Here is a 14,213-nt window from a genome sequence, read left to right on the forward strand (position 1 = left end):
TCCGGGCTCACCTTAGGCGCCCCGGAATGACCGCGATGGGAAGCGCGCTGACCATCACCATTGGCATCACGCGCGTTCTGAGCGAGTGCCGCACAATCCGCACGAAGCCGATAGCACGAGGAAAACCCGCAAATGCCCTACCGCATCGACCACGTTCACTTGCGCAGCCGCGACGCGGTCGCCGCCGGTTCGTTCTACGTCGAGATGCTGGGCGCGCGTGAAATCCGCCGAGACGGCTCTCCCGTCACCCGTGTCGTAATCGATCTCGGCGGCCTCTATCTGTTCATCGAGCAGGCGCCCGAGGATATCGCACCGGCCGCCCGGCCACCGCATCTCGGCCTCGAGCATATCGGGTTGGCGGTCGACGACATCGAGGCGACCTTCGCCGAGCTTCAGAAAAAGAAACTCGACATCGTCTCCGGCATCAACGACGTGAAGCCCGGCCTTCGCACGATCTTCATCACCGGGCCGGACGGCGTACTGATTGAGTTCTTGAAGCGCGACTTCGCACTTTAATTCGTCTTCGTATCCGATCGCGAGCGCCCGAAATCCGGCTCGGCCGTTTCCTGGCCCATCGCGACGATGCCTTTGCGGATCGCGCGAGTGCGGGTGAACAGGTTGAACAGGGTGTCGCCGTCGCCCCAGCGGATCGCCTTGGTCAGCGCCGAGAGGTCCTCGTTGAAGCGGCCGAGCATCTCCAGCACGGCGTCCTTGTTCGCCAGGAAGACGTCGCGCCACATGGTCGGGTCGGAGGCGGCGATGCGCGTGAAATCGCGAAAGCCGCCAGCCGAGAATTTGATGACTTCGGATTGCGTCACCGTCTCCAGATCGGCGGCGGTGCCGACGATGTTGTAGGCGATGAGGTGCGGCACGTGGCTGGTGATGGCGAGCACGAGGTCATGGTGCTCGGACGTCATCGTCTCGACGATGGCGCCGAGGCCCTCCCAGAAGGCCGTGACCGTGGAGACCGCCTGCGGGTCCACGCCCTCGGGCGGTGTGAGGATGCACCAGCGGTTCTGAAACAGCGTCGCGAAGCCGGAATCGGGGCCGGAATACTCGGTGCCCGCCACGGGATGGGCCGGCACGAAGGGGTTTTCGGGCTTCAGATACGGCGTTGCCGCCGCGACCACCGAGCCCTTTACCGAGCCGACGTCGGACAGGATCGCGCCGGGTTTGAGATGCGGCGCGAGTTCGGCCGCCACCGCGCCGATGGCGCCCACCGGCACGCAGAGGATCACGAGATCGGCCTCGGCCACGCCCTCAGCGAAACCTGCCGTGACAAGATCGGCGATTCCGAGCGCACGGACACGCTCGAGCACGGCCTCGTCGCGGTCCACCGCGACCACCCGCTCGGCGAGCCCATAGGTGCGCGCGCCCCGGGCGATCGAGGAACCGATCAGGCCGAGCCCGACGATGGCGACAGTGTGCAGGACGCTACCCATCCTAGCCCCGGCCAAAGCTCTTCAGCGCATCGATGAAGGCCCGGTTCGCCTCTTCGCTGCCGACGCTGACGCGTAGCGCATTCGGCAATCCGTAGGACGCGACCTGGCGGACGATGACGCCGTGCCGGGTCAGGTGTGCGTCGGCATCGGCCGCCGTGCGGCCGGGCTCGTCTGGAAAGTGCGCCAATAGGAAGTTCGCGACGCTCGGCGTCACCGCATAGCCGAGCGCCCGGATCTCATTCGTGAGCCAATCGAGCCACTCGGTGTTGTGCGCGACGGCCGCCGCGAGATGCGCCTCGTCGGCAATCGCGGCGGCGCCCGCGGCAATGGATCCGCTCGACAGGTTGAACGGCCCGCGGATGCGGTTGAGCGCATCGACGACACCCTCCGGTCCGACCATCCAACCGATCCGCTGGGCGGCGAGCCCATGGATCTTCGAGAAGGTGCGCGTCATGACGACGTTCTGGGCTTCGAGCGCCAGTTCCAGCCCGGCGCCGTAATCGTTCGCGCGGACGTACTCGGCATAGGCGCCGTCGAGCACCAGCAGCACGTTGCCCGGCAGCCCGGCATGCAGACGGCGGACCTCGTCGAAGGGCAGGTAGGTGCCCGTCGGGTTGTTGGGGTTGGCGATGTAGACGATCTTCGTGCGCGGCGTGACCGCAGCGAGGATGGCGTCGACATCCGTAGTCAGGTTCGTCTCCGGAACCACCACCGGCGTACCGCCAGCCGACAGCATCGCGATCCGGTAGATCAGGAAGCCGTGCTCGCAATAGATGCCCTCGTCGCCCGGGCCGACGAAGGCGTGGGAGAGCAGGAACAGCAATTCGTCCGAGCCCGCGCCGCAGACGATGCGGGCCGGATCGAGCCCGAAGCGGGCCGCGATGGCCGTGCGCAGCTTCGACGCGGTCCCATCCGGATAGGCCGCGAGTTTGGCCGATGCCTCCTGGAGGGCCGCCACGGCATGCGGGCTCGGGCCCAGCGGCGTCTCGTTCGAAGAGAGCTTGTACACCTTGGCGACACCCGGCGCCGTGCTCTTGCCGGGCACATAGGCATCGATGGCGAGCACGCCGGGCTTGGGCACCGGGCGGAGGAGGCTAGAGGCGGCGGCGGACATGGCTTCGGCGAACTGTCGGATGCGATCGAATCCGGATCGTCTACAGCATTTCGCGCTGCCGTGGAGTCCGCTGGGTCACGCCTCGGCGTTGGCGTCGAGATCCCTGCCCTTCGTCTCGGGCATGAGCATCGCCGCGATGGTGCCGATCACGCTGAAGGCGACGAGGTAATAGGCCGGCGCCAGCCGGTCGCCGCTCACCGCGATTAGCTTGTTCACCACCCAGTTGGTGCTGCCGCCGAAGATCGAGACGGAGAAGGCGTAGACGATCGACAGGCCCGCGCTGCGCACCGCCCGCGGCAGCGATTCCGGGATGCCAACGATGATCGCCGCCGCGTTGATCGAGGAGAGCGCCGACATCAGGAAGGTGACGGCATAGACCGAGAGTGCCGTCGGCTTCTGCGCCAGCCAGGCGAAGGCCGGGATTGCCAAGATCACAATCACGGCGCGCGGAAAAATCATGATCGGCTTGCGGCCCGTTCGATCGGCAATCCAGCCGCCGAGCAGCGGAAACGCGATCGAGGCCAGTCCTAACGCGATCGGCACGGCCGTCGAGATCTGCTCGGTGAGGCCCAACGTCGCCTGAGCATAGACCGGCATGTTGGTGCCGATGGAGTTCGAGACGGTCGAGGCCGCAATGATCAGGAAGGTGAGGAGCAAGAGCCGTCCGTGCTCGCGCACCAGTCGTGACACCACAGCAAGCGTCGAATCCGCGGCGGCCGGATCCTTCTCCTCGCCAGCCGTCTCGGGCAGGTGGCTGCGGATGACAAGACCAACCGGAACCACCGTAAGGCCGAGCAGGAACATTCCGCGCCAGCCCCATTCCGCCATGGCGTGATCGCCGACGGCGAGCGTCAGGATGGAGGCGACGATGCCGGCGATCAGAGCGGCGCAGCCCTGGCTCGCGATCTGCCAGCTCGCAACGAAGCCGCGATGGTTGGGCGGGGCTGCCTCCAGCAGATAGGCGGTGGATGGACCGACCTCGCCACCGAGCGCCAGCCCCTGAATCAGCCGCCCGACGATGACGATGGTCTGCGCCCAACCGCCGAGGACATCGTAGCCCGGCGTCAGGGCTAGCATCAGCATGCCGACGGCCATCAGCGCGATGGTGATGAGCATGGCAGGCTTTCGCCCCGCCCGGTCGGCGAAGGCGCCGATCAGGATGCCGCCGATCGGGCGCATCACATAGCCGATCCCGAAAAGTGCCAGCGAGGCGAGCAGGCTGTCGGTGGCATTCTGCGACGGAAAGAAGGCGGCGCCGATTGGAACGGCGAAGAACGCGTAGATGGTGAAATCATAGAATTCGAGGGCGTTGCCGAGCACCACAGCCCCCACGGCTTTGCGGTCCAGCCGCGGATACTCCTGTGCGCCCGCGATCTCGCCCGTCATTCCCGCTCCTTCGCCTGTTGCAGCGCACGCATAAACCAAGGCGAGCCGTTTGGTTGCAGAACTGCCGATAATCCGCCGCGAACAGTCGCTTCCTCCTTTCGTTGACGCATGGGTATGAGCACATTACCTCCTGTCGACCCGGCTAAGTCTGAGTGGCCGGCCCCCGCGTCGCCTCATGACAACGCGAGAGCTTCGACCGACGGCCGGGATGGCCCCGGGGCAGCACCCGAGCGCGCGATGGACACGACCCTGACGCCAGATGCCGAGAGCGGCCTTCGCGATGAGGCGAAGCCATCACGCCGCGACTATGACGCCCTTCCGGCCTCCGACCCGAAGAGTCCCGTCGCGCTGTTCGGCACCGACGAACCGCTGGCGATGGATTCCGGCCTCACCCTCGCGCCGTTCCAGATCGCCTATCAGACCGCTGGCACGCTCAACGCCGAGCGCTCCAATGCTGTCCTGATCTGCCACGCCCTGACCGGCGACCAACACTTCGCTCACACCCATCCAGTGACCAAGAAGCCGGGCTGGTGGGAGACGCTGGTCGGTCCCGGCAAGCCGATCGACACCGACCGCTACTTCGTCATCTGCTCGAATGTAATCGGCAGCTGCATGGGCTCGACCGGCCCAGCCTCGCTCGATCCGGCAACGGGCCGACCCTACGGGCTCGGCTTCCCGCTCGTGACCATCCGTGACATGGTCCGGGCCCAGGCAATGCTGCTCGACCGGCTCGGCATCCGCGACCTGTTCCTCTGCATTGGCGGCTCGATGGGCGGGATGCAGGTCCTGCAATGGGCTTCCCTCTTCCCCGAACGCGTCTTCGCGGCGATGCCGATTGCCACAGGCGCGCGCCATTCGGCCCAGAACATCGCCTTTCACGAGGTCGGGCGGCAGGCGATCATGGCCGACCCAGCCTGGGCGGATGGGCGCTATCTCGAAGAGGGCACGCGGCCGGCCAAGGGACTCGGCGTGGCGCGCATGGGCGCGCACATCACCTACCTCTCGGAGCCGGCCCTGCACCGCAAGTTCGGCCGCCGCCTGCAGAACCGGGCAGCGCCGACCTTCTCGTTCAACGCCGATTTCCAGATTGAGAGTTACCTGCGCTACCAGGGGCTGTCCTTCGTCGAGCGGTTCGACGCCAACGCCTATCTCTACCTCACCCGGGCGATGGACTATTTCGACCTCGCCGAGGACCATGGCGGTGTACTGGCCGAGGCCTTCCGCGGCTCGAAGACCCGGTTCTGTGTGATCTCCTTCACGTCGGACTGGCTGTTTCCGACGGCCGATTCCCGCGCCATTGTCCACGCACTGAACGCGGTCGCAGCGCCGGTCGCCTTCGTCGAGGTCGAGAGCGACAAGGGCCACGACGCCTTCCTGCTCGACGAACCGGCCTTGTTCTCCGCGGCGCGCGGCTTCATCGATGCGGCGGCGCGGGCGCGCGGCCTGTGAGCGGAGTGAGCGTGACCTCATCCACGACCGACGCCCCCTGGGAGGCGGCCGAGCAGTTGCCGCGCAGCGCGGAGGCCCGCGTCGACCACCTCGTCGTGCTCGGCCTCGTGCCGGACGGCGCCCGCGTACTCGATATCGGCTGCGGCGACGGCTCGCTTCTGGCCCTGCTTCGCGACCGTCGCGGCATCGACGGCCGCGGCATCGAGCTGTCACGCGAGGGCGTCAATGCCTGCCTCGCCCGCGGCCTACCAGTGATCCAGGGCGACGCCGATACCGACCTCGCCAACTACCCCGACGACGCCTTCGATGTCGTGGTGCTGTCCCAAACCATCCAGGCGACGCGCAACCCGCGCATCGTGCTCGAGCACCTGCTGCGGATCGGCCAGCAGGTCATCATCTCCTTCCCGAATTTCGGGCATTGGCGCGTGCGGGCGGAGCTCGCCTTCCGCGGCCGCATGCCGGTGACGGAAATCATGCCCGAGACCTGGTACGAGACGCCGAACATTCATCACTGCACGATCCGCGACTTCGTCGGCCTGTGTCGCATGGTGGGCGCGAGCATCGAGAAGGCCACCGCCCTCGACGGACGCGGCAAGCCGATGCGCTATGCGATGCCCTGGTGGTTCTGGAACCTCGTCGGTGCGCAGGGGGTGTTCCTCCTACGACGCGGCGGCTCGGCCAGTCGCTGACGCAGGGTTCTAAGCTGCCTGCGCCCGCGCTAGCTCAGCCGCGATGCCGGCGGCGAGATCGGCTGCCTGATTGCGGATATCGGGCACTGCGATGCATTCCCACAGCGCGCCTCGCATCAACGGCCCGATTGTCCAGAGTGGTCCGCCGAGGGATTGGCCACGCGCCCGGAAATCCGTGTCTACGTCGAGCCCGAGGCCGAAGGGTCCGGGGCGGACGAGGCCGCGGTCGATCAGGCGGCGCAGCAAAGGGTCCGACGTCTCACTGACGCGACCGATTCCGGTGGCGTCGAGGATGCACTGGACCGTCAGGCGTTCCGGCTCGGAAGCGCCGCGAGGTCTCAGCGTCACTACGGCCCGGCTCGGCTCGTCCTTGATCGACAGGATCCGGCCGGCTCGCACGCTCAAGGTGCCCGCGGCGATGTCCTCCGCGATCGCTGCAGCGGCGGGAGGCGCCGAGCGGTGGCGGTGGACATCCCAGAACGGACGCAAATGGCGCAGGAAGCGCCCACGTTCCGCCACCGTGAGGCTGCGCCAGATATAATCCGTGATCGGCCGGAGCGAGTCGATGACACTGCGCCAATCCTCGCCGGACGCACGGGTCGCCGCGCGGATGCGCCGCGTCAGGGCACTGAGCGAGCGCAGATCGGCCGCCGAGAGGTTCGGCATGGGCAGCGCCTCGGTCGGCGTATGCGGACTCGGCAAGAGGCCGCGCCGCGACAGGGCGACGACCGGCCCGGCAAAACCTCGGCGGCGTAGGCTGACAACTGCATCGATCATGGTCAGCCCGGTGCCGACGATCAGCACAGGCAGCTCCGGCTGCAGCCGGCCGATTGTTTCAGGCGACCAGAGATCGGCCCGATGGCTGCTGTGGGGCTCGCCAGTGCCGGCGAGGTTGCCCATGGCGAGTACTGCGCCCGCGACCGGCAGGCGCAAACCTCCCTCGGTACGCAGCGAGAAGCTGCCCGGACCGGGCGCGAGATCGGTGACCGCATCGTTGACCAGTTGCAGCCTCGGCGGTCCGGAGCCGGTGACGGTCTCGGTCAGGATCTCCGAGAGGTAGCGGCCATAGAGCGCCCGCGAGGCGAAGGTGCCGGCCGGCGTGACCCGGATGCCGGACGCCATTTCCGGCGGCAGATCGAGGGCATTGCGCGCGAGCCATTGCTCGAAATGCCGAGGCCGATCCGGGAAAGCGCTCATGTTTGAGGCGCGCAGATTGAGAAAGTGCCCCATATCGCCGGTGCCGTAGGCCAGTCCGCGGCCAAAGCTGGCGGAGCGCTCGCAGAGCAGCACCGGCCGATCATGCGGCAGCGAATCCAAAAGCCGGATCGCAGCCATGGTGCCGCTGAAGCCGGCGCCGATCACAGCAATGGGGAGCGCAGAGGGACGCGCGCTCATGGCGGAATGCTCCAAACGAGATGCGCATGGTGCTGCTTCCGACAACGCCGCGCTCTCGTTCTTTATAGAGAACGAAGCAGTAGGCCGTAAAGTACCCTGCTTTTCCAATCAGCTATCGATGAACGAATTTTTATTTTTGAAAATACGGACGAATTTTAAGAGTAGCACAGACGAAAGCGTCATCTCTTCAGATGCCTGGAACGAGAACAGCTTTCGACACATAGTTCCGTAAAAAGAACGATCTTCTAATAGCCTGCCTTAGGCACTCTCACCCGCCAACCGTCGTATGGCTCGCTCGCGGCCGATCAGCGGCAGCAGCCCTGCTAGGTCCGGTCCGTGGTCGAGCCCGGTCAGTGCGAGGCGCAGCGGCATGAACAAGGCGCGGCCCTTGGCTCCGGTCTGCTGCTTCACCGCTTCGGTCCAACTCTTCCAGGTCGCAGCATCGAAAGGGCGATCCGGCAGCAGACTGAGAGCCCTCTCCGCAAACCCTGCATCCTGGATTACCGGGCTAACCGGCCCGGCAACAATGCGCCACCACTCGGACGCCTCGGCGACCTTGCCGAGATTGGCGCGCACCACAGTCCAGAAAACCTCCGCTGTCTCCTCGGCAACGCCCAGTGCCAGCAGGCGCTCGCGTGCCTCGGTGAAGGGCATGGCGTGGACGAGTTGCGCGTTGACGACGTCGAGTTCGGCCGGGTCGAACCGGGCCGGCGCACGCGAGATCCGGCCGAGATCTACGAGGTCTGCCAGCTCGTCGAGCGACGCCACTGCTCGCACAGCCTCTGACGTCCCGGTCAAGACCGCCAGCGAGTCCACGGCCGCCGGTTCATAACCGGCCTCGCGAAGGCTGCGCAGGGAAAGATGGCCGAGGCGTTTCGAGAGACCCTCACCATCCGCCGTGATCAGCAGGTTGTGATGCGCGAAGATCGGCACGGGAAAGCCCAGCGCCTCGAAGATCTGCACCTGCACGCCGGTATTGGTAACGTGGTCCTCGCCGCGGATGACGTGGGTCACACCCATCTCGCCATCGTCCACCACCGAGGGCAGCGTGTAGAGCGCCGTACCGTCCTCACGGATCAGCACGGGATCGGAGAGCGAGGCGCAGTCAACATGACTGTCGCCACGCACGAGGTCGTTCCAGGTGACGACCTTGTGGTCGAGCTTGAACCGCCAATGCGGGCGCCGGCCCTGCGCCGCGAAAGCAGCCTTCTCCTCAACCGTGAGGTTGAGGGCAGCACGATCGTAGATTGGCGGCAGGCCGCGGCCGAGTTGGCGCTTGCGGCGGCGATCGAGCTCTTCCGGCGTCTCGTAGCAGGGGTAGAGGCGGCCCTGGGCGCTCAGCGCTTCCTTCGCGACTTCGTAGCGCGCGGTGCGCTCGCTCTGCCGCGCGAACAGATCGGGCGTGATGCCGAGCCAGGCGAGATCCTCATGGATCGCGCCCGCGAATTCCTCGGTAGAGCGCTCGCGGTCGGTATCGTCGAGGCGCAGCAGGAAGCGTCCGCCTTGGCGGCGCGCAAAGAGATAATTCAGCAACGCTGGCCGGGCGTTGCCGATGTGCAGATAACCCGTTGGCGAAGGTGCGAAACGGACGAGGGGCGTAGTCATGCACGCACGCCTAGACGGTTTGACAGCGCCTGCGAAGAGCCTGCCTTGACGCGGATCGCGCTCCGGCCCTAGAAGCGCGGCTCCGCGGGGTGCCGACTTCGGTTGCCCCACGACCGGCATGGACGGTTAGCACAGCGGTAGTGCGTTCCCTTCACACGGGAGAGGTCGCAGGTTCGATCCCTGCACCGTCCACCATTCGCCTCTCAGGAAATCGACCGGTGCGCTGGTCTTCGGCAGCGCTAGTGCGCGAGAGTTTCGGCACGACGCTCGCAGCGCTCGGCCTCCTTGGCACATTCCTTCGCCGCAAGCTTGTTGCCGGCTTGATTCCAGAGCCTCTGAGCCCGCCGCCAATGATCAGCGCGACGCCTGCAGGACTCGACCATCTGTTCCGATTTCATGCTGGCTCAACGGGTTAGAGCCACGATGGTTGCAGCGCAGCGAACCGGCGCGACGAGAACTGTTACCCGATCGCCAAGGAAACCGGACGAAAGCGGAGTGACGTCGAACGGTCAGACCGGCACCAGGGCCGCGACCGCCGCCGGCAATTCATCGAAGTGGTCGATCAGCGTGTTGGGGGCAAGGTCGCGCATCGGCACCGCCGTGTAGCCGAAGCTGACGCCAACCACCGGAATGCCGGCTGCCTTGGCCGCGTCGATGTCAGCGCGGGAATCACCGACCATCACGGCGCGTGCCGGATCACCTCCCGCCCGTTCGACCGTCAGCGTGATGTGGCGCGGATCGGGCTTTGACCAGGCGAAGGTGTCCTTGCCGACGATCGCTGCGAAGCGCGGCGCGAGCCCCAGCGCCTCCAGCAGGTCGACGGCGTGACCTTCGACCTTGTTGGTACAGACGGCGAGCCGGAAGCCCCGTGCTTCCAGGGCGTCGAGCGCCGCGACGACGCCCGGATAGAGCCGCGAATGGTCGGTGAGGTGGGCGCCATAATAGTCGAGAAAGTCATCGAACAGCTGCTCGAGCCGCGCCGGCTCCAACGTTTGTCCGGCAGCGGAGAAGCCGCGTGTGATCAGCGCACGCGCGCCAGCTCCAAGCAGATCACGGGCTTGCTCCAGTGGCAGGGCCACCAGCCCTTCGCGCTCCAGAATCACGTTCAGCGTGCCGACGAGGTCTCCCGCCGTGTCGGCGAGGGTGCCGTCGAGGTCGAACACAGCGATGGGAGGCAAATCGGACATCGGGTCTCGCGCGAGCGGGGCAGTGATGCCAGCGGGATGGACCGAATGGAGGGGGGGATCAAGACCGTGGCCGCGCGTGCCACTTCGGGAGCGGCAGGGCAGAACAAGCCGTCCCTGCCAGTGCGCGCGGCCTAATTGGCGTTCTCGGAGAGCCCCTTGAAGCCGGCGTCGCAAACGCCATCGATGGACTTCCAAACCGCGGCAGGAGGAACCCGCGAAGCTCGCGGTCTTGGTGACCTACAGAGCCATGGCAAGCGCAACGGCGGCCGTGTCTAGTCCACGACCGAGACGATCTTGAGCATTGAACGTTTCCTGAAGTCGATTGTTTTGGCCGCCTCGTCAGACCGCCCAAGAAGCCAGTGCACAATCGAACTCGGCCAGACCACTCCCGTGTGAACGGGAGAGGTGTTTCTTCCAGACCCGGCCGATGCCGTGTGGGCAGCCGGCCTCGGTTGTCTCAGTCAGCGTAGATCTCGAGATAGACCACGTTGCGGGGCTGATCACGGAAGATCTTGTAGGAGGCCTTGGGGCAGGCCGCCTCAGCGAGCGCCCGCATGTCATCCTCGTCGCGGTAGATCAGGCACCAATCCATGAAGCCAGCCATGAAGCCGCGGCCATGGCTATCGCGGGTGAAGTTGCCAACCGAGAGCATGCCGCCGGACTTGAGGCGAGCAAACATCGCCTTGATCAGCGTCACGGCCGGCGCCTTCGGCAGGTAATCGAACAGGCCAGCCGAGTAGATCAAATCGTAGCTTGCCGTCGGGCGGCGCTCCTTGATCAGGGCGGCAAAGCTCGCGACGCGGCCCTCGATGGCGAACTCGCTGTACTCGCCCTTCGCTTCGGCGATCGAGGTCTCGTCCTGGTCGAGCACGGAAAAGCGGACGTTGGTGTCGGTCGTCGTCTCCCGAAGGGCGTCGAGTTCACGCATATGGCCCGAGGCCACAGAGAGCACCTCGGCACATTCACGGGAGCCCATGTAGTCGTGGATCAGACCGGCCAGATAATCCCGGCGCCACAGGATGCTCTTGGCGTTGGGTAGGGAGGTTGTGGCTCGGTGTACCACCGAAGCGAGACCGTCCAGCTCACCGAGGTTCGGTCGGTAGATGTAGTCGAGCATGACCGCATCGCCGGCATAGCCGCGAGGCTTGTCGTAGGCTCGACGGGAATAAGGGTCGAGCAGGAAGACTTCGGAAAGCGGATGAGCCTGGCAGGATTCGCGGAACTCTGAGAGCTGCCCGGTAGAAGACGCCTGATCGTAAGACGCTCCTAGCTCTTTTGCCAACCAATCGATGATGTCTGGACTTGGGTTTGCAATCAGCCGGGTCTGAGCCTCGGACAAAACCGAATGAAGGTGCTGCATCAAAGAACTCGAGGTCATGCTGGGCTACCACGTGACCGCGCCACATCGCTCCAGGGATGTTGAGATTAACAACTCCTAAACAAATTGCACCTGATGCGAGGCATCTGCCCGCGGGGTTATCAACCTTCGACGTCGAGTTTCCCACAGCCAAGCTAAAACTGTTTACCATAAATCGGCTTGTGCAGCACTCTCTCGCTGATTTGTTAACGTTAATGGAATTATATTTTCCATTTTACGGTTTTGTATGCCGACGTGCAGAACAGTTTACCCTGCTCATGCTGGGCGGGGTTCGCGCGCGCTTTCAGAGGAAGTTCGTCTGGAACGCGTTAGGCCGACGCGGTGGTGCCAACGCGCGGGACAACCGTCTCAGCGGCGACAAGCGCGCGTAGAACCTCGGCGGCCATGGGCTTGCCGAGATGGTAACCCTGGAGCAGGTCCACCTTCAGGTCTGCGGAGAGCCGCTGCTGATCGTGGGTCTCGATACCTTCCACGATGGTGAGACAGCCAACGTTGCGGACGAGACCGACGATGTTGCGGAACATCTGCGCACCCCGCTCCGTCTCTGTGGCCTGGAGGAAGGAGCGGTCGATCTTGACCGCATCGAAGGCAACCTCGCGCACGCAAGACAGGCCGGCGAAGCCGGTGCCGAAATCGTCGAGCCAGATCTTCACGCCGAGCGTGCGCAGCTCGCGAAGGGTGCGCAGAACGTCCAGATTGCCCTCGATCTGCAGGCCTTCCGTCACCTCCACCACGAGGCAGTGGGGTGGCACGTCGGTCTCTCGGAGGATCGCGGCCACCGACAGGGCGAAGCTCGGCGTACTGAGTTGCACGACAGAGACGTTGACGCTGACCATTCCGACGCAATTCTTCGCGATCAGCTCCCGGCACGCCGTACGGATCGCCCACCGCCCGAGTTCGATGATCATCCCGGTGCGCTCGGCAATCGGGATGAACACGGCCGGGGAAATGGATTCGCCGTTGAAACCGGTCAGACGCATGAGCGCCTCGGCGCCCACGATCTGGCCGGACCTCGCATCGCGGATCGGCTGATAGACCATTGCGACATGGCCGCCGGCGATGGCGCCCCTGAGGAGATCCGTCACGCTGTCGTCGAGATTAATCTCCATCGGATCGTCCCGGTCGAACAGTTTGACGCAGTTTCGACCGGTCTTCTTGGCCGCATAGAGCGCGCGGTCCGCTTCGGTGACCAAGCGTTCGACCTTGGTGCTGGTGATGTCCCGGCTGAAGGCAGCACCGATGCTGACGGTGACAACGAAGCACGGATCGGGCCGCTGCTCGTGCGGAATCGCGAGATCTTCGACCGCTTGGCGCACGCTCTCAGCCACGAGCGCCATGTGCTCGCGCGTCTGGCAGCGCACGAGCAGGATGAATTCCTCACCGCCGAAGCGGCCGAGCGCGTACTGGCTCTGCGTCGCGGAGGTCTTCATAGCCTCGGCGACGGCAATCAGACAGCGGTCGCCGCGCTGGTGGCCGTACTGGTCGTTGTAGCGCTTGAAGTAGTCGACATCGATCAGGATGACAGCGAAGCTCTTCTCGGCTGTCTGCCAGTTGCTCCAATAGGCGCGCAGTTCCTCATCGATGGCCCGGCGGTTGGCGAGCCCCGTCAACGCGTCGGTCGTCGAGAGCCGCAGCAGCGCCGCGCCTCGCTCCGTCGCCTCCTCCTGCCGGATCTCAGCGCGCAGGGAGTTCAGGAAGACGCGGTAGCGCTCCTCATTCAACTTCCAGTTTACGAACAGCGTGAGAGTATAAGTCGAGACGTAGAGCGTGCCGATGCCGACCACGTACTCGATAGAGCTGAAGAAACTGGAGACGAGAAACACGATGAAGATCCCGAGCATCACGCTCGACGACATCACCGCCAGACCAAACCGGAAGTTGAAGAAAACGTTCTGACCGATGATGAAGATGATCCCATAGGTCAGGTAGTAGGAGGCGCTGACCTGGTAGACGCTGCAGCTCGAGAACCACATCCAGGTCGCGTAGGCGGCGACGATCCCGAAGGCGCATTGGTAGTCGACCCATCGCGAGCGGACGCCGCGTCGGATTTGTGCCTCGATGTCGAAGATGAATAGCAGGCCGATGATGAAACGTGCGGCAATGTTGTAGAGCGCCACATCGCGGATCATGATCAGATCCGTGAAGAAGAATGCGATGTAGACGATTCCGGCGATACGCGAGGAGATGCGCGCGTCCTGCCAATGCGTGCACTCGCTGCGCTCTTCGTAAAGCTTCGCCAAGGCCGGCGAGCGCCGGGAGTACCACCGCTTGCCGAGCTCCGCATCGATGTTTTCGGCGAGACCTGGTGCCATGAGCCTTTCCGGACGTCTCCGGATAAAACCGCGTCCGGGTTTCGAAACCGTGAAGTAGAGAACCGGTCGAGCGCGCCCTACACTAAGCTTGCTTCTCAGGGCTTCGCGATCAGATCCCTGATCCGGCTGGCCAAAGCCTCCATCACGAAAGGCTTGGTCAGAACCTGCATGCCCGGTTCGAGATGGCCGTTGCCGACGATGGCGTTCTCGGCATAGCCAGTGATGAACAGGATCTTGAGTTCGGGCCGCCTCACCC

11 protein-coding genes and 1 tRNA gene are annotated in these 14,213 nt (G+C 64.9%); 4 read left to right on the top strand and 8 right to left on the bottom strand.

Annotated features, from left to right (window positions below; translation table 11 throughout):
- Positions 1-132: 132 nt before the first annotated feature.
- Positions 133-516: a VOC family protein gene (locus tag MGN01_RS18680; RefSeq protein ID WP_147048340.1), complete on the top strand. Its 384-nt coding sequence runs from the start codon at positions 133-135 to the stop codon at positions 514-516.
- Here the strand turns inward: MGN01_RS18680 and MGN01_RS18685 are convergent.
- From MGN01_RS18685 to MGN01_RS18695, 3 genes are all read right to left on the bottom strand, one after another.
- The gene (locus tag MGN01_RS18685) at positions 513-1,442 is read right to left on the bottom strand and encodes a prephenate/arogenate dehydrogenase family protein (protein WP_147048341.1); all 930 of its coding nucleotides are present in this window, start codon (positions 1,440-1,442) and stop codon (positions 513-515) included. The genes MGN01_RS18680 and MGN01_RS18685 overlap by 4 nt on opposite strands.
- Before the next feature lies 1 nt (position 1,443).
- Entirely contained in the window at positions 1,444-2,556 is a 1,113-nt protein-coding gene (hisC, locus tag MGN01_RS18690; protein WP_147048342.1) for a histidinol-phosphate transaminase, read from the bottom strand.
- Between the two features lie 75 nt (positions 2,557-2,631).
- Complete coding sequence (locus tag MGN01_RS18695; protein WP_147048343.1) at positions 2,632-3,942, bottom strand: MFS transporter; 1,311 nt, start codon at positions 3,940-3,942, stop codon at positions 2,632-2,634.
- 237 nt (positions 3,943-4,179) lie between these two features.
- On the opposite strand from MGN01_RS18695, the gene metX reads away from it, so the two are divergent.
- Together metX and metW are read left to right on the top strand one after the other, a co-directional pair.
- Complete coding sequence (metX, locus tag MGN01_RS18700; RefSeq protein ID WP_147048344.1) at positions 4,180-5,391, top strand: homoserine O-acetyltransferase MetX; 1,212 nt, start codon at positions 4,180-4,182, stop codon at positions 5,389-5,391.
- Between the two features lie 11 nt (positions 5,392-5,402).
- Positions 5,403-6,080 (top strand): methionine biosynthesis protein MetW, encoded by a 678-nt coding sequence (gene metW / locus MGN01_RS18705; protein ID WP_373319206.1) that lies wholly within the window; start codon positions 5,403-5,405, stop codon positions 6,078-6,080.
- A gap of 9 nt (positions 6,081-6,089) precedes the next feature.
- Here the strand turns inward: metW and MGN01_RS18710 are convergent, their stop codons facing one another.
- Together MGN01_RS18710 and gltX are read right to left on the bottom strand one after the other, a co-directional pair.
- A complete protein-coding gene (locus tag MGN01_RS18710) occupies positions 6,090-7,475 on the bottom strand; it encodes an FAD/NAD(P)-binding protein (RefSeq protein WP_147048346.1) in 1,386 nt (461 codons plus the stop codon).
- 258 nt (positions 7,476-7,733) lie between these two features.
- A complete protein-coding gene (gltX, locus tag MGN01_RS18715) occupies positions 7,734-9,080 on the bottom strand; it encodes a glutamate--tRNA ligase (RefSeq protein WP_147048347.1) in 1,347 nt (448 codons plus the stop codon).
- A gap of 120 nt (positions 9,081-9,200) precedes the next feature.
- On the opposite strand from gltX, the gene MGN01_RS18720 reads away from it, so the two are divergent.
- Positions 9,201-9,275 (top strand) — tRNA-Val (locus MGN01_RS18720).
- A gap of 314 nt (positions 9,276-9,589) precedes the next feature.
- Here MGN01_RS18720 and gph read toward each other — a convergent pair.
- The 3 genes from gph to MGN01_RS18735 form a co-directional block, all read right to left on the bottom strand.
- The gene (gph, locus tag MGN01_RS18725) at positions 9,590-10,267 is read right to left on the bottom strand and encodes a phosphoglycolate phosphatase (protein ID WP_147048348.1); all 678 of its coding nucleotides are present in this window, start codon (positions 10,265-10,267) and stop codon (positions 9,590-9,592) included.
- A gap of 457 nt (positions 10,268-10,724) precedes the next feature.
- The gene (locus MGN01_RS18730; protein ID WP_147048349.1) at positions 10,725-11,627 is read right to left on the bottom strand and encodes a class I SAM-dependent methyltransferase; all 903 of its coding nucleotides are present in this window, start codon (positions 11,625-11,627) and stop codon (positions 10,725-10,727) included.
- Between the two features lie 326 nt (positions 11,628-11,953).
- Positions 11,954-13,957 (bottom strand): putative bifunctional diguanylate cyclase/phosphodiesterase, encoded by a 2,004-nt coding sequence (locus tag MGN01_RS18735; RefSeq protein ID WP_147048350.1) that lies wholly within the window; start codon positions 13,955-13,957, stop codon positions 11,954-11,956.
- Positions 13,958-14,213 lie beyond the last annotated feature (256 nt).

Origin of the sequence: Methylobacterium gnaphalii, assembly GCF_007992215.1 — a bacterium.
Classification (GTDB): domain Bacteria; phylum Pseudomonadota; class Alphaproteobacteria; order Rhizobiales; family Beijerinckiaceae; genus Methylobacterium; species Methylobacterium gnaphalii.

Excerpts from the sequence above, each read along its gene's own strand:
- hisC (WP_147048342.1), bottom strand. The coding sequence starts at position 2,556 with ATGTCCGCCGCCGCCTCTAGCCTCCTCCGCCCGGTGCCCAAGCCCGGC.
- MGN01_RS18695 (WP_147048343.1), bottom strand. The coding sequence starts at position 3,942 with ATGACGGGCGAGATCGCGGGCGCACAGGAGTATCCGCGGCTGGACCGC.
- MGN01_RS18685 (WP_147048341.1), bottom strand. The coding sequence starts at position 1,442 with ATGGGTAGCGTCCTGCACACTGTCGCCATCGTCGGGCTCGGCCTGATC.
- MGN01_RS18710 (WP_147048346.1), bottom strand. The coding sequence starts at position 7,475 with ATGAGCGCGCGTCCCTCTGCGCTCCCCATTGCTGTGATCGGCGCCGGC.
- MGN01_RS18735 (WP_147048350.1), bottom strand. The coding sequence starts at position 13,957 with ATGGCACCAGGTCTCGCCGAAAACATCGATGCGGAGCTCGGCAAGCGG.
- MGN01_RS18730 (WP_147048349.1), bottom strand. The coding sequence starts at position 11,627 with ATGCAGCACCTTCATTCGGTTTTGTCCGAGGCTCAGACCCGGCTGATT.
- metX (WP_147048344.1), top strand. The coding sequence starts at position 4,180 with ATGGACACGACCCTGACGCCAGATGCCGAGAGCGGCCTTCGCGATGAG.
- gltX (WP_147048347.1), bottom strand. The coding sequence starts at position 9,080 with ATGACTACGCCCCTCGTCCGTTTCGCACCTTCGCCAACGGGTTATCTG.
- MGN01_RS18680 (WP_147048340.1), top strand. The coding sequence starts at position 133 with ATGCCCTACCGCATCGACCACGTTCACTTGCGCAGCCGCGACGCGGTC.
- gph (WP_147048348.1), bottom strand. The coding sequence starts at position 10,267 with ATGTCCGATTTGCCTCCCATCGCTGTGTTCGACCTCGACGGCACCCTC.